This is a genomic window from Nocardia anaemiae NBRC 100462 (assembly GCF_001612725.1).
GTDB lineage: Bacteria > Actinomycetota > Actinomycetes > Mycobacteriales > Mycobacteriaceae > Nocardia > Nocardia anaemiae.
Genome location: NZ_BDAZ01000001.1, coordinates 264,726 through 281,749, shown reverse-complemented (window position 1 = coordinate 281,749; position 17,024 = coordinate 264,726). Strand labels below are relative to the sequence as shown.

At 65.8% G+C, this 17,024-nt stretch carries 17 protein-coding genes and 3 tRNA genes; 11 read left to right on the top strand and 9 right to left on the bottom strand.

Annotated features, from left to right (window positions below; translation table 11 throughout):
• Positions 1 to 20: 20 nt before the first annotated feature.
• Positions 21 to 105: transfer RNA gene (locus NA5_RS01275), tRNA-Ser, on the top strand.
• Positions 106 to 148: 43 nt separating this feature from the next.
• On the opposite strand, the gene NA5_RS01270 is transcribed toward NA5_RS01275, so the two are convergent.
• The 4 genes from NA5_RS01270 to NA5_RS01255 form a co-directional block, all read right to left on the bottom strand.
• Positions 149 to 1,195 carry a uroporphyrinogen decarboxylase/cobalamine-independent methonine synthase family protein gene (locus NA5_RS01270; RefSeq protein ID WP_157110169.1) on the bottom strand — a complete coding sequence of 349 codons (1,047 nt, stop codon included), beginning with the start codon at positions 1,193 to 1,195 and terminating at the stop codon, positions 149 to 151.
• Between the two features lie 629 nt (positions 1,196 to 1,824).
• Positions 1,825 to 1,897 (bottom strand) — tRNA-Arg (locus NA5_RS01265).
• Positions 1,898 to 1,937: 40 nt separating this feature from the next.
• Positions 1,938 to 2,027, bottom strand: a tRNA-Ser gene (locus NA5_RS01260).
• Between the two features lie 91 nt (positions 2,028 to 2,118).
• Positions 2,119 to 2,859, bottom strand: a complete 741-nt coding sequence (locus NA5_RS01255) for a dienelactone hydrolase family protein (RefSeq protein ID WP_062980886.1) — start codon at positions 2,857 to 2,859, stop codon at positions 2,119 to 2,121.
• 96 nt (positions 2,860 to 2,955) lie between these two features.
• Between NA5_RS01255 and hisC the strand changes: the two genes are divergently transcribed.
• The gene (gene hisC / locus NA5_RS01250; RefSeq protein WP_062980884.1) at positions 2,956 to 4,038 is read left to right on the top strand and encodes a histidinol-phosphate transaminase; all 1,083 of its coding nucleotides are present in this window, start codon (positions 2,956 to 2,958) and stop codon (positions 4,036 to 4,038) included.
• Positions 4,039 to 4,066: 28 nt separating this feature from the next.
• On the opposite strand, the gene NA5_RS01245 is transcribed toward hisC, so the two are convergent.
• Together NA5_RS01245 and nicT are read right to left on the bottom strand one after the other, a co-directional pair.
• Positions 4,067 to 5,131 carry an alpha/beta hydrolase gene (locus NA5_RS01245; protein ID WP_062981294.1) on the bottom strand — a complete coding sequence of 355 codons (1,065 nt, stop codon included), beginning with the start codon at positions 5,129 to 5,131 and terminating at the stop codon, positions 4,067 to 4,069.
• An 86-nt stretch (positions 5,132 to 5,217) separates the two neighbouring features.
• Positions 5,218 to 6,267, bottom strand: a complete 1,050-nt coding sequence (gene nicT / locus NA5_RS01240; RefSeq protein ID WP_503826371.1) for a Nickel transporter NicT — start codon at positions 6,265 to 6,267, stop codon at positions 5,218 to 5,220.
• Positions 6,268 to 6,790: 523 nt separating this feature from the next.
• Between nicT and NA5_RS01235 the strand changes: the two genes are divergently transcribed.
• The 4 genes from NA5_RS01235 (at position 6,791) to NA5_RS01220 (ending at position 10,128) form a co-directional block, all read left to right on the top strand.
• On the top strand, positions 6,791 to 7,864 hold the full coding sequence (locus NA5_RS01235; protein ID WP_062980882.1) for a nitric oxide synthase oxygenase: 1,074 nt from the start codon (positions 6,791 to 6,793) through the stop codon (positions 7,862 to 7,864).
• 47 nt (positions 7,865 to 7,911) lie between these two features.
• Positions 7,912 to 8,235 (top strand): hypothetical protein, encoded by a 324-nt coding sequence (locus tag NA5_RS01230; protein ID WP_157110168.1) that lies wholly within the window; start codon positions 7,912 to 7,914, stop codon positions 8,233 to 8,235.
• A gap of 3 nt (positions 8,236 to 8,238) precedes the next feature.
• Positions 8,239 to 8,856, top strand: a complete 618-nt coding sequence (locus NA5_RS01225) for a carboxymuconolactone decarboxylase family protein (protein WP_062980879.1) — start codon at positions 8,239 to 8,241, stop codon at positions 8,854 to 8,856.
• Positions 8,857 to 9,081: 225 nt separating this feature from the next.
• Complete coding sequence (locus NA5_RS01220; protein ID WP_062980877.1) at positions 9,082 to 10,128, top strand: NAD-dependent epimerase/dehydratase family protein; 1,047 nt, start codon at positions 9,082 to 9,084, stop codon at positions 10,126 to 10,128.
• A gap of 1 nt (position 10,129) precedes the next feature.
• On the opposite strand, the gene NA5_RS01215 is transcribed toward NA5_RS01220, so the two are convergent.
• Genes NA5_RS01215 through NA5_RS01205 form a run of 3 tightly spaced genes read right to left on the bottom strand, consistent with a single transcriptional unit; the run spans position 10,130 to position 13,127 of the window.
• The gene (locus NA5_RS01215; protein WP_245672031.1) at positions 10,130 to 11,155 is read right to left on the bottom strand and encodes a sensor histidine kinase; all 1,026 of its coding nucleotides are present in this window, start codon (positions 11,153 to 11,155) and stop codon (positions 10,130 to 10,132) included.
• A complete protein-coding gene (locus tag NA5_RS01210) occupies positions 11,148 to 11,843 on the bottom strand; it encodes a response regulator transcription factor (RefSeq protein WP_062980873.1) in 696 nt (231 codons plus the stop codon). Before NA5_RS01210 ends, NA5_RS01215 begins: the two co-directional genes overlap by 8 nt.
• A gap of 3 nt (positions 11,844 to 11,846) precedes the next feature.
• Positions 11,847 to 13,127, bottom strand: a complete 1,281-nt coding sequence (locus NA5_RS01205; protein WP_062981290.1) for a hypothetical protein — start codon at positions 13,125 to 13,127, stop codon at positions 11,847 to 11,849.
• Positions 13,128 to 13,293: 166 nt separating this feature from the next.
• Here NA5_RS01205 and NA5_RS01200 point away from each other — a divergent pair, with 166 nt between their 5' ends.
• The 5 genes from NA5_RS01200 to NA5_RS01180 all read left to right on the top strand — a co-directional run bounded on the left by NA5_RS01200 (position 13,294) and on the right by NA5_RS01180 (position 17,003).
• Positions 13,294 to 13,965, top strand: coding sequence for a glycosyltransferase family 2 protein (locus NA5_RS01200; protein ID WP_245672030.1), 672 nt, complete (start codon positions 13,294 to 13,296; stop codon positions 13,963 to 13,965).
• Complete coding sequence (locus NA5_RS01195) at positions 13,962 to 14,657, top strand: TIGR04282 family arsenosugar biosynthesis glycosyltransferase (RefSeq protein ID WP_062980871.1); 696 nt, start codon at positions 13,962 to 13,964, stop codon at positions 14,655 to 14,657. Before NA5_RS01200 ends, NA5_RS01195 begins: the two co-directional genes overlap by 4 nt.
• A complete protein-coding gene (locus NA5_RS01190) occupies positions 14,654 to 15,310 on the top strand; it encodes a class I SAM-dependent methyltransferase (RefSeq protein ID WP_062980869.1) in 657 nt (218 codons plus the stop codon). The genes NA5_RS01195 and NA5_RS01190 overlap by 4 nt, the downstream gene beginning before the upstream one ends.
• Positions 15,311 to 15,420: 110 nt before the next feature.
• Positions 15,421 to 16,539 (top strand): molybdopterin-dependent oxidoreductase, encoded by a 1,119-nt coding sequence (locus NA5_RS01185; RefSeq protein ID WP_245672029.1) that lies wholly within the window; start codon positions 15,421 to 15,423, stop codon positions 16,537 to 16,539.
• Positions 16,536 to 17,003, top strand: a complete 468-nt coding sequence (locus tag NA5_RS01180) for a hypothetical protein (protein WP_062980867.1) — start codon at positions 16,536 to 16,538, stop codon at positions 17,001 to 17,003. The genes NA5_RS01185 and NA5_RS01180 overlap by 4 nt, the downstream gene beginning before the upstream one ends.
• Positions 17,004 to 17,024: the final 21 nt, after the last annotated feature.

Sequence of the window (17,024 nt, the reverse complement as noted above, 5' to 3'; positions counted from 1 at the left end):
ACGGGTACTCTCGTTGGCCTGGAGACGTGGCAGAGCGGCCGAATGCACTCGCCTTGAAAGCGAGCGTCGCGAGAGCGACCGGGGGTTCAAATCCCTCCGTCTCCGCAACACTTTTCGCCGATCCGGCGCTCGCGCGGATTCGGACCGATCAACCGGTTGTCGTGACCATCAATTCCGTCAGCAAGCGCAGTGCATGGTCCATCTCCGCTTCGGTCATCCGCGCCATACCGCACGACGTGCTCAGTCCGCCGAATGGGCGAGGGTAATACTTCCGCGCCTGCGTCAAGGCCAGGCGGATGTGGTCCGAACTCGCCTTCTCGTGCACGATCCCGGCGTAGATGGTCGCCTCGGTGGTCAGCTGTTCCAACGGCTGATAGATATCAGGATTGTCCACGAACGGAAGTACGTCGGCCGCTGCCAGCGGAATATGGATGCCCTGCAGCGTCCTGCCCTCGGGCCAGGCCGCCACGATGGCATTGACGAGCAGCACAACCGGTTCGAACCCGTTGATCTGCTTCAGCCACGTGCTGTGCTCCCAGTCGCCCCGACACAGGTGGATCGTGACGCGGGCGCCTTGCGGCATCCGACGCACGAACGCGGCCAGATCCGAAGCCAGCTCAACGGCTTTCGCGGCGCGCTCTTGCGCCGACTCGATCACCTCGATGGTCAACATGCGCCCGGGACTCTCGAGCTGGAACACCACATCGCCATCGAACAGCCGGTGAATAGCGAAGATCTCTTCCAGCGCCGGTTTCCGAAACGACTCGTAATGCTGCTCGAGTCCGGCCTCACCCAAGGCGAAGTACGCGTGATCGTACGGATCGACAATGCACGCCTGATAGCTCTTGCTGCTGCCGCGTTCCTCGATCATGCGCCGCAGAATCGGCTTGGCCGCCTCGGCTTGATCGAAGTAACCCAGCAGCACCGGCGGAATCTCGAGCTCACCCTCGCCGGTGTACTCGTAACCAGGCATCCCCGGATAGGCCAACTCGATATTGCCGTCCTTCACCTTCCGCATTCCGGGAAGCGCGAAGGTGCTGCGCAGCCGCGGCATGATCCAACCGGGAAAAGCCGTGTCCCCCTCCGGAAACGACGGCAGGTACTCCCACATCGCGGAGAACTTCTCCATCGCGATCTGACGTGTCGGCGCGTTGGCGCTACCCGCCAGGTAGGTCACGGGCAGTGAAAGAGCCATCGGGATGTCCTCTCCGTACAGATGTGCGGGGACTATAGCGCCGACGACCACGGCTCGACTTCCACTATCCAGCTTCGACCTGAGTCGCGTCGTTTCGAAATAGCCTGTATCGCAAGCAAACTCACCGAACCAGCGCAGATGTCCGACCCGCCCGATCGCCCTCCCGGTGCTGGGAACCGCAAAGCGACAACCGCGTGCCGACCTTCTCGTGCCCCGGCTGCGCTGCTCACGATGTCGGCGTCAGTGACGCACAACTAGTGGGCACCTCGCAAAAGCTCTACCTTGTGCGAGGTAGTCAATGGCTATGCGACGGCTGGCCGTTGACCGGTTCGGGCGCGGGTATTGGGCGGCCGAGGCGGGAGTGGGCTACTCGCCGCGCGCTGGAACCTCAAATCCGAAGACTCACAGTTCGTTCCGTGGTGGAACCTGACCGACCGTGCACAGGGCTGCGTTCGGTGCTGATGTCTGCTCGATAGGTCAAGGCTTCGACTCATCCAGCCGGGGGCGAAACCCTCCGGCCACACAGGGGGTCCGGGGGCGAAGCCCTCCGGGGGTTCCACCCCCACAAAACACAACGAAACGAGCACCGGCTCACGCTCTCCGTGAGCATGAGCCGGTAACGAGTGAAGTGCGCCCGAAGGGATTCGAACCCCTAACCTTCTGATCCGTAGTCAGATGCTCTATCCGTTGAGCTACGGGCGCATGCCGGTGTTCAGTTATATAGCCCCGGCGGACCGGGGTGTGGCGGAGGCGAGAGGATTTGAACCTCCGGTCCCCGTGAAGGGACAACTCATTAGCAGTGAGTCCCATTCGGCCGCTCTGGCACGCCTCCTGGAGCCTTCTCTTCGAGGGCACCGGTCCTTTCGAACCGCCGAACAGGAAGGTTACAGTAGCCGACGTCCAGATCGCAAAACGCCAGGTAATCACCGAAGATTGCTGTCGAACCAGTCGAAAATCCGGGTCTGGGAATCGATGAGGTCGTAGTCGTCGTCGGCGCCGGGGCGGTCGGCGCGGTGGTGCAGGCCCGGATAGGTCACCACGAGGCTGGCGACCGCGGCGCGGGCGGCGGCGTCGCGGAGTTGATCCACTTGGTCGGGCGGGGTGTCGGGGTCGTCGGCGCCGAAGAGTCCGAGCCATGGCGCCTGCAGATTGGGGGCCGCGCGGATGAGGGCATCGGCCTTGTCGGTGAGCGGTTCGACAATGCCGGATGCGGCGACACTGACCGCGGCGCCGACCGGGCGATTGGTCGCCACCAGGAAGGCGGCGGTGCCCGCATGGTCGAAGCCGAGCACGCCGATGCAGTCCGGGAAGACGCCGCGGCGGGTGAGCCAGTCGAAGCAGGCGTCGAAGTCGTCGAAGAGCTCGTCGCCGAAAACCTCCTGCGCGGGCTCGCCGTCGATGCGATGGAACAGATTGGGCGCGACCACCGTCCAGCCCTCGGTCGCCAGGGCTTTCATGAGTTCCAGCAATGGCCCGGTGAACTCCCGGGCTTCGTGCAGCATCACGATGCCGCCGCGCGCATTGCCCTCCGGCTCGGCGACCGTGATGGGCACCTGTGCGCTGGCGGTCCGCGGCCGATCGTCGGTCGATTGTTGGGGGTCCGAACCGGAAATGATGTCGTCGCGACTACGTAGCGGCGCAATATCGTCGTAAATGCCCGACATGAAACAAGGGTAGGTGGATCTGCTGATCTTCGCGAGAAATTGCACGTGAGCGGCCCTGAGGCCCGGATTTTCCGGTGCCGGGCATATGGTTGAACGGTGACAGCGCACATCCGGCCGGACCTCGATTCGATCCCGGCGTACGTCCCCGGCCGCAACCATCCCGGCGCGGTCAAGCTCGCCAGCAACGAGACCACCTTCGGTCCGCTCCCATCCGCCGCGAAGGCCATTGCCGAGGCCGCCGAACTGGCGAACCGCTATCCGGATAATCAGGTCACCGAGCTGCGCGCGGCCATCGCGGACTTCCTCGGCGTCTCCTCGGCGAACGTCGCGGTCGGCTGCGGCAGCGTCGCGCTGTGTCAGGAACTGGTGCAGATCACCTGTGACGCACCGACCGATGAGGTGCTGTTCGCCTGGCGCTCCTTCGAGGCGTATCCGATCGTCACCCAGGTCGGCAATGCGACCGCCGTGCGGGTGCCGCTCACGCGAGCGCATCTGCACGATCTGGATGCGATGGCCGCCGCGGTCACCGAGCGCACCAAGCTGATCTTCGTCTGCAATCCGAACAATCCGACCGGTACCGCGGTCGGCGCGGACGAGCTGGTCCGCTTCCTGGACGCGATCCCGCGGCATGTGCTGATCGTGCTGGACGAGGCCTACTTCGAATACATGCGGCTCGCCCCCGAGCAGCGCCCGAATGGTGTCGAGCTGGGGCGCGATCGGCCGAATGTCATTGTGCTGCGGACCTTCTCCAAGGCGTACGGCCTGGCGGGGTTGCGCGCGGGTTATGCGGTCGGCGATCCGGCGGTGATCACCGCGCTGATGAAGGTGCACATCCCGTTCAGCGTGAACCGGGTGGCGCAGGCCGCCGCGATCGCCTCGCTGGAGGCGCGGCACGAACTGCTCGACCGCACCGACAATCTCGTCGTCGAGCGCGTTCGGGTGCGCGATGCACTGCTCGCCGCGGGTTACGAGGTGCCGCCGAGTGAGTCGAACTTCCTGTGGCTGCCGCTTGGTGAGCGCAGCGCGGAATACGGCGAGGTGAGCGCGGCGGCCGGGGTGCTGCTGCGGCCGTATGGCACCGACGGTGTGCGGGTGACCACCGGTGATCCGCACGAGAACGAGCAGTTCCTGCGGTTCGCGACCGATCCGGATGTGTTGGCGCGCTTCGGAATCGGCTAACCGCCCAGAAGTCGAGACCCCCAGCAGCTCAGACACCCAGCGCCCGTGAGATCGTCGGCCAGGACAGGCCCAACTCGTCGGCCCAGTACGGCCACGAATGCGTCCCGGTCGCCCGGAAGTTCGCGGTCACCGGAATCCCGAGCGCGGTGAGCCGATCTGCCAGCCTGCGGGTGCAGAGATTGGTGGCCGCCTCCAGCGGTCCGCCGAATCCGATGGTGCTGACCAGATCCGGGTTGTTCGGGGTGTCGTATTTGCCGGGCAGTCCGCTGCCCACCGACAGATAGATCGCCTTGCCGCGCAACGCTTCCGCGTGCAGCAGCACGTCATGGGCGAGCCAGGCGGGATCGTGCTGATCGCCGAACATATTGTCCGGTCCGCCGCGGTAGGTCGCGACCACCGCGCGAGCCTGCGCCTGCCCGAGATCGGTTCCCATGGAGAAACATCCGCTGTGCGCGGCTATCGCGGTGTACAGCTTCGGCTGCCGGAACGCCAGCATCATGGCGGCCTCGGCGCCCATGGAGACACCCATGACGGCATTGCGTCCATTGCCGTTGAATTTCGCGTCGATCAGCGGCGGCAGTTCCTTCGTCAGGAAGGTCTCCCACATATTGGTGCCGAGCACTGGGTCCGGGCGCTGCCAGTCGGTGTAGAAGCTGGCCGGTCCGCCGACCGTGAGCACCACGTTCACGTCTTTGTCTTCGAAGAATTTGTCCGCGTGCCCGAGCTCGGTCCAGTTGTTGCTCTCCGCCTCGGCGCTGCGCCCGTCGAGCATGTAGACGGTCGGCCGCGGACGGTTCTGCTCACGCGGCAGCAACACCTGCACCTCGACGGCGCGACTCATCGCGGGTGAATTCACCCATACCCGCAGCCATCGATCATTGATGGGCACGATCCGATCGATCGAAGCGCGCGTCACGCCCGCGACGGTCGGCTCCGCGGGCGAGGGCCCATCCGCCGAGCCGGTATTCGGGCGGGGCTGATCGCCCGGCGCCGCTAGCACCTGGGCTGGGCCGAACACCGCCGCACCGGCAATCAGTGCGACGCTAACCATGGCGCTGGAGACCCAACGCCGCACCTCGCGCCGAGACAGCATGCCGCCCATCCTGCCAGAAATGCGAAGGTGGGCGCGCCAAGCCATCAACACCCCGGTCGGTATGTGATATGACCCACCGGCCCTGGCTATTTCGCGGCAAGGTCACCTTGCCAGCGGCGTTCCACTTCGGCGAAGCGCCATATCGCCGCCGCGACCACCCAGGTAGCCACGAAAAGACCAACCACGATGTAGCCGAGATCACCGAGGTCCAGATTTCCGATCCACGCGACGATTCCGGATTCGACGTCGAGCCGTTCGGCGAAGATCGACACGATCTCCTGGCCGCCGATCAGCAGCGCGACCGCCACCGACAATCCGGTGATCACCAGGTTGTAGTAGATCTTGCGGACCGGTTTCGCGAAGGCCCAGTCGTAGGCGTAGCTCATGAACGAGCCGTCGAGCGAGTCGAACAGCGCCATACCCGCCGAAAACAGCACGGGCAGAACGAGAATCGAATACCAGGGCAGTCCGGTCGCGGCGGCGCCGCCCGCGATCACCAGCAGCCCGACCTCGGTGACGGTGTCGAATCCGAGGCCGAACAACAGTCCGACCGGATACATCTGCCAAGGCTTCTCGACCAGCCGCACTATCGGCGCGAGCACCCGGTTCAGCAGACCCCGGTTGTCCAGCTCGCGCTCGAGCTGTGCCTCGTCGAAGTCGCCCTGTCGCATCCGTCGGAAGACCCGCCAAATGCCGAGTAGCGAGGCCAGATTCAGCAGCCCGATGATGATCAGGAAGGTGCCCGACACGCTGGTTCCCCACAGCCCCGTCCACTCCTGCAGACCCGAATCCTGGTTCGCCAGATTCGCCGCCAGCGCCCGTACCCCGAACGCCAGCAGTGCGACCAGGACGAACACCACGCTGGAATGGCCGAGGGCGAACCAGAAACCGACCGTCTGCACTGTGTGCTTGCCGTTGTCGGCCACCAGCTTTCGGGTGGTGTTATCGATCGCGGCGATATGGTCGGCGTCGAAGGCGTGCCGCATGCCGAGGGTGTACGCGGTGACGCCGAGACCGACTCCGAACACCGCGCCCTGCACCACATGATGTCCCGGCACCACGAACAACAGCAGCGTCCCCCAGCCGATGACATGCAACGCCAGCACGGTCACCGCCATCCCGACAACGCTGCGCACGAGCAATCCTCATTTCTGGACGAACCGATCGAACAACGGTACTGCGCGCGCAACGTACAGGTCGGTCGGGTTCGGGTGGCTCGGCACCAGCCGCTAGCGCCCGCCAGATTCCGAACAGGCATTATGTCGAATTCAGGCACACGGCCAGCACACCGGTCTTAGGCTGCTGTGCGGGCGTTTTCAGGCGTCGATCGGAACGAGCATGATCGTGGACAGCAAACGGCAGCAGCCAGGTCATGCCGCTGTGCGCGCGCTCGGCAACCCGACAGCCCGCACGCACGCGCTTCCCGAACCGTCTACCGCATCCGGGTTCTCCGCAACGCGGAAGCTACCGCGCGGACCTCCCGCGTGGCCCGGTGTCAGCTGCGCTCCGCGCGCGAGATTCTCTGCTCGATCAATGCCTGTCTGTTCAGCCGCAGTACCTGATGCCCGACCGGAGAAAACCGTGAATCAAGCGTTACCTCTCATATCGCTCGAAAGCGTCGCTGACACAAAGCCTTTCGGACTCGATCTGAAAAGGCGGATGCGGGAGTGCGACGAGTTCTTCCGATTGCCCGAACTTGCGCATCTATCCGCGCAACGCCGCCGCACCGCATTGGAACAGCTCCAACAAACCGGTAGCTACGTGCAGACGGCCGAGGAAATCCTCATCGGCGCCAAGCTTGCGTGGCGCAACCACGCCCGCTGCGTCGGGCGAAAACACTGGCGATCACTGAAATTGCTCGACGCACGGCGGGTGCGCTCGGCTCGCGATCTGGCCGAAGTCTGCTGGCAGCACCTGCATATGGCGACCAACGGCGGCGCCATCCAATCGATGATCACCGTCGGGCCACCGCGCCAGGCCGACGGGCGCGAATTCCGCATCGTCAGCCCACAACTCATCCGCTATGCCGGTTATCGCAATGGCGACGGCACCGTCACCGGTGACCCGGCCAATATCGCGCTCACCGAATTCGCCAGGAAGCTCGGCTGGCGCGGCGCGGGCACGCCCTTCGACATCCTGCCGGTGCTCATCAGCACCCCGGATGAGCCGATCCGCTGGTTCGACATTCCGCCCGAACTGGCCCGCGAGGTCGAACTCGAGCATCCCGAATTCGACTGGTTCGCCGGACTCGGCCTGAAATGGCATGCGCTGCCCGCCGTTTCGAATATGAATCTGGAGGTCGGCGGCATCACCTATCCGTTCGCACCGTTCAACGGCTGGTACATGGGCGCGGAGATCGGCGCACGCAATCTCAGCGACACCACCCGCTACAACATGTTGCCGCTCATCGCCGAAATGATGTGCCTGGATACCAGACACGAGCGTTCACTGTGGCGCGATCAGGCGCTCGTCGAATTGAATCGTGCTGTGCTGTACAGCTTTCGGAAGGCGGGGGTGTATATCGTCGACCATCACACGGTCGCCAAACAGTTCTGCGACAATGTCAATCGGGAGCAGGCCGCGGGTCGCAAATGCCCGACCGACTGGAGCTGGATCAACCCGCCGATCTCATCCGGTGTGACCCCGACCTTCCACCGCTACTACGACGAACCCGAGCCGGATCTGCGCCCGAATTTCGTGCGGCGCGAATTCGGTGCCGAGGGCGAAATCTGATCTTCGTTCAGCAGCGGTAGTGCGGTCTTTGGACAAGAATGGGGGCCATGGCACGGCGTTCCATGGACTCGAAATGGGAAGAATTCGGCGCGCATCTCGAAGGTGCGCCGGGGCGGCTGCCGGTCGAGGTGCGGCGATCGATTCGGGCGCGGGCCTCGGGTGACGAAGGGGCGGCCGGGGTCCCCGATGATCTCGCCGACTTCGTCGAGCTGGTCGCCGAACGTTCGTATCGGCTCACCGAGAAGAACATCACGACGCTGGCCGAGGCGGGCCGCAGCGAGGACGAGATCTTCGAGGCGGCCGTGGTCGCGGCCTACGGCGCCGCGGACCGACGGCTTCGCGCCGCGCGCCGCTCCTGGGAGGGGCGGTAGACAATGTGGCTCGACGCGGTCGAATCCGGCCAGGAACTCCCGGCCCGAATCATGTTCGCGACCATGCGGCGGTTGGGCCGGACCGAGGTCCCCGCGGTCGTGAAGGTCATCTGTTACCGGCATCGCTACTTCGGCACCCCGCTTTCCGACCTCATCCAGGACGCCATGCGCGGACCGTCCTTCTGGTCCGTCGCCGAACGCGAGATCTTCGCGACCAGGGCCTCACAGTCCAATGAATGTCCCTTCTGCGTATCCGCGCACCACGGCATCGCGGGTGCTTATATCGCTGGAAATCTGGTCGACGCAGCCCTGGCCGACGGCGATAACTCGCCGCTGCGTCCCGAAGCCCGCGCGATGCTGGAATTCGTCGGCAAAATGGTCCGCGACCCCGACGGCCTCACCCCCGGCGATGCCGACAAGGTCCGCGCGGCCGGAGTCACCGCCGAAGCTTTCGACGAAGCCGTCTGGGTAGCCACCCTTTTCAATGTCATCAACCGAGTGATGAATACCGTCGGGGCCGAAGCGCTGGAAGCCAGCCAAGCCCAAATCGGCGCTCGCTTCATCAAGGCTTTCGGCTACCGAACCCCACCCCCGGTGCGCTATCTGTCTCGCGGCGCTTGAAACGCATTCTGCGCGAGCAGCGGCGAAGTCGGCCTTCTTGCTGATCGTTGCTGTGCTCGATGTCGGCGTATCGACCAGTCGTCCGGGATCGTGACGAAAGTCTGACATCGCGGCCGGGTTGCCGCGAATATCGCGGGCCTGGCAGCAGAATCGGGCACATGACCTCGGAAAACGACGAACTGGGCAGCACGCGGGTTGGGCACTCGAACCTGGGGTGGTGGTGAGATGCGGGTGCTACTGACCGGGGCCGCCGGATTTATCGGCGCGCGGGTTCATCAGAAGTTGGTCGATGCCGGGCATGAGGTAGTGGCGATCGATGTGATGCTGCCTGCGGCGCACGGGGTCGGCGCGGTCGTTCCAGAGAACGTGCGACCGGTCGACGTGCGGGATGCGGATGCGCTGGATTCGGTGTTGCGTGGAATCGATGTGGTTTGTCATCAGGCCGCGGTGGTGGGGGCGGGGGTGAGTGCGCAGGATGCGCCTGCGTATGCGAGCCATAACGACTTGGGGACCGCGGTGCTATTGGCGGCGATGGATCGGGCGCGGTGTCGGCGGCTGGTATTGGCTTCGTCGATGGTGGTCTATGGGGAGGGGCGGTATCGCGGGGCCGTCGAGGTCGGGGTGCGTAGGCCGGAGGATCTCGCGAATGGGATGTTCGAGCATCGGTATCCGGCTTCGGATGAGGTGTTGAGTTGGGAGCCGGTACCGGAGCATGCGCCGTTGCGACCGCGGAGCCTTTATGCGGCGGCGAAAGTGGCACAGGAACATTACGCGGCTGCCTGGTCGGCGGTAACCGAATCCGGGGTCACCGCTTTGCGCTATCACAATGTCTATGGCCCCGATATGCCCAGGGATACACCATATTCCGGAGTTGCCGCCATCTTCCGATCCGCGCTGGAAGCGGGGGAGCCGCCGCAGGTTTTCGAAGACGGCAGGCAGGCCAGGGATTTCGTGCATGTCAGTGATATCGCGGCGGCGAATCTCGCGGCGGTCGAATTCGCGCATACCGGTTTCGTTCCGCTGAATATCGCTTCGGGGCGCCCGATCACCATCGGCGCGGTCGCCAGCGCCTTGGCCGCGGCGCGCGGTGGTCCCGAACCGGTGATCACCGGACGCTATCGTCCCGGTGATGTGCGGCATATCGTCGCGAGTCCGGAACAGGCGCAACGCATTCTGGGCTTCACCGCGCGGGTGGATCCGCTCGACGGCCTTGCCGAATTCGCGTACGCACCGCTGCGCGCGGTTGCCGGGGCGGGTGCGCCGGTGGCGTAGTTCAGTTCCCGTTCAGCGGTAGCCGAACTTCGAAGCGGCAACCCTGCTCGCGATTCTCGGCGGAGATGTCGCCGTGCTGGGCTTCGACCAGACCGGCGGCGATCGCGAGACCCATCCCGCTGCCGGAAGACACACCGTCGGATGCGACGGGGGAGCGAGCCGCGGTGCCGCGATAGGCGACTTCGAATATCCGTGGCAGATCGGCTTCGGAGATGCCAGGGCCGGTGTCGTCGACGCGCGCCCAAGCCTGCCCATTGGCGGTGCCCGCGGAGATCGCGACCTGGCCGCCGGGCGGGGTGTGCGCGATCGCGTTGGAGACCAGGTTGGTCAGCACCCGGCCGAGGGCTCGATCACTCGCCGCGACAACGATTTCGGAGTCGGGTTGGTCGGCGCGCAAGTGGACTTCGGCGCGTTCGGCATTCGGTCGGTTGGCGGCCAGCACCTCATCGATCAATTCGCGCAGATCGACCGGCTCCAGTTCCAAACGCAATGCACCCGCATTGATCTTCGACATCTCGAACAGATCGTCGACCATGACCGACAGCCGATCCGTTTCACGCACGATCTGTTCCGCGTAGCGCGCGACGTCGTCGGTGCCGGTGAGCACGCCGTCGGAAAGTCCCTCGGCCATCGCACGGATACCGGCCAGCGGGGTCCGCAGGTCGTGGCTCACCCAGGCGACGAGCTCGCGACGTGATCGCTCGGCCATCCGCTCCTGTTCGCGGATCTGCTTCTCCCAGACGGTTTTTCGGGCCTGCTCGCGCCCGAGCAGCAGGGCGGCGGGCACCGTGACCGCGGCGACGACCGCGAGCACGACCGCCGTACGCTCGAGTTCATCGGTGAACATCAACCCGCTGACCCCGATAATGCCCGCCAGCGTGGACAGCGTCGGGATCAGCACCAGCACCGCCATGCTCGCGGTCATGGAGCGATTGCTGGTGGCGCGCAGGATCGCCGCGCCGATCGCGACGATCGGCAGTGAACAGGCCAGCACGTAACCGATCAACTGAAGGGTGTTCTCAGGCACTGGATTCTCCATTCCGGCCCCAGATATAGCCGCGGCCCCACACCGTCTCGATCCGGTGCCGGTCCCCGAGTTTCGCGCGTAGGCGCTTGATATGCACGGTGACCGTGGACAGGTCGCCGAAGTCCCAGCCCCACACCTTGGCCAGCAGCTCCTCCCGGCTGAACACCTGGTGCGGGTGACGCAGTAGGAAGACGAGCAGATCGTATTCGCGCGCGGTCAGGTCGACGGGCTTGCCGTCCACCAGCACGGATTGCGAATCGGGTCGCAACTCGACCGCACCGTCGCGCAGTACCTCCGTGCTCGGCTGCCGCGGCGCCTGCGAACGCCGCAGCACCGAGGCGACCCGCAAAGCGAGCTCGCGGGCGCTGAACGGCTTGGTGACATAGTCGTCGGCACCCGCCTCCAGACCGAGCACGCGATCGTCCTCGTCGCCGAGCGCGGTCAGCAGAATGATCGGAGTGTCCGGGCGTGGACCGGAACGTACCGCGCGGCAGATCTCGATGCCGTCGGGGGCGGGCATCATCACGTCGAGGACGGCCAGCTCGATGGGGTCGCCGGTGGGTTCGGTGAGTTGCGCCAGAGTCGATGCGCCGTCCGAGGTTTCCACGACGGTCAGGCCGTCACGTTCGAGATAGCGCCGCACCACATCACGGACCAGCGGGTCGTCGTCGGCGATCAGAATGCACATGGATTACCAATTCGTCAGGATCGTGTGGGCGAGTACGAGCGTGCCGAGTGCTTGCAGCAATAGCCACACGCGCGCGGTGGACCGCGGCAGAAACGCGGTCGCGGCGAGCAGCCAGAGGTCGAACGGCAGCCAGATTCGCTCGGTCTCGGCCTTGCTGAGGCCACTGAGGTCCGCCACCAATATCGCGCACAATGCCGCCGCTACCAAGAGCGCGGGCGCATCGAACGGTCCGCGCAGCGCGCGCGGTAGACCGGCGGCGGTGGCCAGACCGACCGCGCAGACGGTGGCGGCGAGATTCGCCCAGACCCAGTACGCGTACGGACGCTCGGTGGCAATGCCCTGGTAATAGCGCTCGACCACCAGGTGATAGCCATCCAGCCACCAGAAACCGGCCAGCGTGAATGCCGTCACGACGATCAGCGCACCGAGTACGGCAGGCAGCAGCGGCCGGATCGTTCGGCTCGCGATCAGGACCGCGATGGCGGGGAGCGCCATGATCACGAGGCCATAGCTGAGGTAGACGCCGAGCCCGAGGAGCGCACCAGCGGCAATGGCGACCCACGGCCGCCGGACGGCGATCGCCAGCAGCGCCACCGCCCATGCCGTGACGCCCGCGAACATGGCATCCGCCGACACCGCGATCCACACCGCGGCGGGCGCTATCGTCAAGAACGGCAATGCTCTTCGTGCTCGATCCTCGGCACCGAGCGCGCGCAGCGTGACCGCGACCGCGACGATCGCACTGCATCCGATCAGCAGACACGCCACTCCCGCCCAACCGCCGCCGCGCAGGCCGATGCGATCGAGCAGGACGAAGAACAGCAGCGCGCCGGGCGGATGCCCGGAGACGTGGGTCGTCCAGGAATCCGGTTGGAAGTCCAGGATGCGGGCGGAGAATCCGCGCAGCATGGCCGGGATATCGCGGACGCCGGGGACCTCGCGCAGATATTCGTGGCCGTCGGTGAGTCGTCCGGCGAATCCACGTTGCCAGCCGTCGATCATGGCCAGGGCGAAAGCCCAGGCCACAGCGGTCGCCCAGGACGCCGCGAGCAGCCGTCGCCAGGGTAGCGACTCGGCCATCGCCGGGCCGAACCGGATGACGAGAATCGCGATCACGATGGCCGGGACCGAACCGGAGCCGACATGCGGCAACCAGTTGCCGAAGATCGGGGCGGAGCCCGCGTAGAGCTTGCTCCGCCACTGTTCGCTGGCAATTCGCGGGACCAGGAATGCCGCCAGGGTGAGTGCGGCGGCAATGCCTGCTCCCAGATACGCGCCAGGCATCCGGCCGCGTGCGGGTGCCGCGGCCTCCTTCACGTCATGCACGAACCTCACCATAGGGCCGCGATGCGCGAAAAACCGGTGCTCGGGCGGTTCTGGGCGCGGATGTCACTGTTTCGTCACCAGTTTTGCGGCATCGATTCGGCCGGGCTGGCATACCGTCGCAAAGGTGACCGAGACCCGCCACAACCCGGACGGCGTGACCGTTGTCATCCCGTGCCGAGACGAAGCTGAGGCGTTGCCAGATGTGCTCGCTGCCATCCCGGCCGGATTCCATGCCCTGGTCGTGGACAATGGCTCGACCGATGCGACGGCCGAGGTGGCCCGCCGATGCGGCGCCGCTGTCGTATCCGAGGCGCGGCCCGGATACGGTGCCGCCGTACAGGCCGGGATCGCCTCGGCCAGAACGGATTTGGTCGCCTTTCTCGACGGCGACGGATCGATGGATCCAGCGGAGTTGCCGCCGCTGGTCGAATTGGTGCGTGCGGGCGCCGATCTGGCGGTCGGACGGCGCAAGCCGGTGCGTCGGGGTGTGTGGCCCTGGCATGCGCGGCTCGGCAATCTGGTCGTCGCCGGGCGGCTACGTCGCCGATACGGGCTGCCCGTGCACGATATCGGTGCCATGCGGGTGGCCCGCCGCACCGCTTTGCTTTCCCTCGGACCGCTGCACACCCGCTCCGGCTATCCGCTGCAGCTGCTGATCGGCGCGGCAGGCGCGGGGTGGCGCGTGGTCGAGCACGATATCGCGTATCGGCCACGGGCGGGCGGGGTTTCGAAGGTATCGGGATCGTGGCTCGGCGCCATGCGCGCCACTCGCGACTTCTTGGCGGTGCTGCGATGAATTACTTTCGGCCATCGCCCGTCGCAGCGACACTGCTCGTGCTGGCCAAGGCCCCGATCGCCGGGCTCGCCAAAACTCGCCTGACACCGCCGCTGTCGCCGCGTGACGCGGCACGAGTCGCTGCGGCGTCGCTGCTGGATACCTTGGAATCGATGTCGCGGACTCCGGTCGCGCACCACATCGTCGCGTTCACCGGAGACCTCACGGATGCGGAGTGTGCCGATGAAGTAGCAAGGGCGCTGACCGGTTTCGAGGTCATCCCGCAGCGCGGCGCATCTTTCGGCGAGCGCCTGGCCAATGCGCACGCCGATGCCGCGCGGTACGGGCTGCCGGTTCTGCAGATCGGCATGGACACACCGCAGATCGGCCCGGAGGTGCTGAGCTGGGCCGCCCGCGAGCTGGTATTGCGGGCAGACGCGCTGCTCGGACCCGCGGACGACGGCGGCTGGTGGGCGCTCGGGCTGCCGACACCACAGGCCGCGCGCACGCTCGTCGACGTTCCCATGTCGACCGATCGCACCGGCGAACTGACCCGAGAAGCTATCCAACACTGCGAACTTCGCGTGCGCTCGCTGCCGCGCTACAACGATGTCGACACCTTCGCCGACGCGATGCGGGTGGCACGCGAATCCGACGGGCGGTTCGCGCGCTTGATTCATCAGCTGCACCACGCCGAGCTGGCCCACCGATGAGCGATATCTTCGATCTCGCGCTGGCGGGTGAGGACTGCTGGGTGCGCGATGCCGACGGACGGCGTCACCCCCTGCGCACCCGGCGCTGGCTCGGTTTCGACGATGCCGACCGCCAGGCCGATGTGGCGCTGACCTGCTGTTGCGATGGACCGACGCTGGATCTGGGATGTGGTCCGGGACGGCTGGTCGCGGCACTGCTGCGACGCGGGATCATCGCGTTGGGTGTCGATATCTCGCCGATGGCCGTGGCCACCACCAGATTTCGTGGTGCGCCCGCATTGCAGCGGGACCTGTTCGGGCCGTTGCCCGGCTCGGGCCGCTGGTCCTACGCGATCCTTGCCGACGGCAATATCGGCATCGGTGGCGATCCGGTGCGTCTGCTGACCCGGGCTGGCGAACTCCTTGCCCGCAATGGCATCGCGGTGGTCGAATTCGCTCGGCCCGGTGCGGGTGTGGTGTCGAACCCGATTCGGCTGGAGACGAGAAACCGAGTGGGGGAATGGTTTCCGTGGGCGCGGGTGGGGATAGATCGCGCGGAAGAGCTGGCCGCGGCCGCGGGGTTCCGCATGGTGGCGGCGGTGGAGGTGTCCGGACGGCATATCGCTTGGTTGCGATGGGGCAGGGCCGCTTCTAGTAGTCGGTGGGCGTTGTGATGAAGCGCGGCAGTTGGAAGGAATCGCCAGCGCGATTTCGTACGATTTTCGCCCGTTCGTCTGGCGCCACGACGGGCACACGGAAACGGGCGACCATCGCGCGCCCACAGGTGACATCCGCACGCGGACCCGCGGTCGCAAGTCGGGTGGGGATCGCGCTGGGCAGCGCGATATTGCTGTGCTTCGGCACCGGTTTGCTCAGCCACTGGATTCAGCATCCACCGAGCTGGTTCTGGTGGCCCGCCCATCCTGTCTGGCTGTATCGGGTAACCCAGGGCGCGCATGTGATCTCGGGTGTCGCCGCGATCCCACTGCTGCTGGTGAAGCTCTGGGCGGTATACCCCAGACTGTTCCATCGCCCGATCATCGGTTCGCTGTTGCGAATCCTCGAACGTGGCTCCATCGCAATCCTGGTCGGCGCGACGATCTTCCAGCTGTTGACCGGGCTTCTCAATATCGCCCAGTACTACCCGTGGAAGTTCTTCTTTCCCACCGCGCACTACGCCATGGCCTACGTCGCCGTCGGCGCACTGGCCGTGCATTTGGCCGTCAAACTTCCGGTCATCCGGGACGCGCTGGAACATCCGCTGGTCGAAGCCCCAACCGAGCCGCCTGCCGACACCAGTACGCGGCCGCACATCTCGCGACGTGCGGTGCTGACCGGTGCTGGTGTCGCTGCCGTCGCAGCGGGGTTGGCCGTTGCCGGGCAGACGATTCCGTTCCTGCGCTGGGCTGCTGTGCTAGCGCCGCGCAGCGGGCACGGACCACAGGGCGTTCCGGTCAACCGATCGGCTGCGGCGGCCGGGGTTGGTGACCGGGCCCGTGATCCCGAGTACCGATTGACGGTCACCATGGGCGATCAACAGCGCCAATTCACCAGGGACGAACTGCTTTCCCTGCCGCAGACTCGGGTTCGACTGCCGATTGCCTGCGTCGAAGGCTGGAGCGCGGGAGCCGACTGGTCCGGGGTGCGCCTGCTGGATTTGCTGGCGGCGGTCGGCGATTATTCCAGTGGCGATATCCGCTTCCGCTCACTGGAGCAAACCGGCATCTACGGGAGTTCGGTTCTGCCGCAACGTCATGCGGTCGACGACAGCACCCTGGTCGCCCTGACCATCAACGGCGAAACCCTCGATCTCGACCACGGCTACCCGTGCCGTCTCATCGCACCCAACCGACCCGGCGTCCTGCAAACGAAATGGCTGTCCGAAATCGAGGTGCTGCCATGACCGCGGTCCGCATACTGCTCCTGCTCGTCGGCAGTTGGCTCGGCTGGTACGGCATCAGCGCGCTATTCGCCCTACCGCCAACAGATCTCGACTCGGTCACGGTCTGGTTCGCGGGCGGAATCCTGCTGCACGATGCGGTCTTCGCCCCGATCTGCGCCGCACTCGGACTCACTGCTCGCCACCTGCTGCCACCCACATGGTGGGCCGTCGCTGCCTGCGGTGCCATCTGCTCGGTTGCGCTGGTACTGATCGCCCTCCCGGTCCTCGACCGTGGCGACGGCATGCCGAGCAATCCCACCGTCCTCGACCGCAACTATCCCGTCGGACTCGCTGTCGCCTTGGTCCTCGTATGGTCGCTGGTCTTCCTTGCCCACGCTGTGGCCAGCCGGTCCCGCCGAGGGCACAACCAGTTACCGGGCCTCCGGTCACCGCGACAGACGGAGCTCCGCCGATCCGAATCGTAGCGACGTGCTCTCCCCGAACCG

What these genes read in the sequence shown, in the direction of transcription:
- NA5_RS01190 (WP_062980869.1), top strand. Translation starts at nt 14,654, where the DNA reads ATGAGCGATATCTTCGATCTCGCGCTGGCGGGTGAGGACTGCTGGGTG.
- NA5_RS01205 (WP_062981290.1), bottom strand. Translation starts at nt 13,127, where the DNA reads ATGCCTGGCGCGTATCTGGGAGCAGGCATTGCCGCCGCACTCACCCTG.
- NA5_RS01255 (WP_062980886.1), bottom strand. Translation starts at nt 2,859, where the DNA reads ATGTCGGGCATTTACGACGATATTGCGCCGCTACGTAGTCGCGACGAC.
- NA5_RS01225 (WP_062980879.1), top strand. Translation starts at nt 8,239, where the DNA reads ATGTGGCTCGACGCGGTCGAATCCGGCCAGGAACTCCCGGCCCGAATC.
- NA5_RS01235 (WP_062980882.1), top strand. Translation starts at nt 6,791, where the DNA reads ATGCGGGAGTGCGACGAGTTCTTCCGATTGCCCGAACTTGCGCATCTA.
- NA5_RS01180 (WP_062980867.1), top strand. Translation starts at nt 16,536, where the DNA reads ATGACCGCGGTCCGCATACTGCTCCTGCTCGTCGGCAGTTGGCTCGGC.
- NA5_RS01270 (WP_157110169.1), bottom strand. Translation starts at nt 1,195, where the DNA reads ATGGCTCTTTCACTGCCCGTGACCTACCTGGCGGGTAGCGCCAACGCG.
- NA5_RS01245 (WP_062981294.1), bottom strand. Translation starts at nt 5,131, where the DNA reads ATGCTGTCTCGGCGCGAGGTGCGGCGTTGGGTCTCCAGCGCCATGGTT.
- NA5_RS01220 (WP_062980877.1), top strand. Translation starts at nt 9,082, where the DNA reads ATGCGGGTGCTACTGACCGGGGCCGCCGGATTTATCGGCGCGCGGGTT.
- NA5_RS01210 (WP_062980873.1), bottom strand. Translation starts at nt 11,843, where the DNA reads ATGTGCATTCTGATCGCCGACGACGACCCGCTGGTCCGTGATGTGGTG.
- NA5_RS01230 (WP_157110168.1), top strand. Translation starts at nt 7,912, where the DNA reads ATGGCACGGCGTTCCATGGACTCGAAATGGGAAGAATTCGGCGCGCAT.
- NA5_RS01195 (WP_062980871.1), top strand. Translation starts at nt 13,962, where the DNA reads ATGAATTACTTTCGGCCATCGCCCGTCGCAGCGACACTGCTCGTGCTG.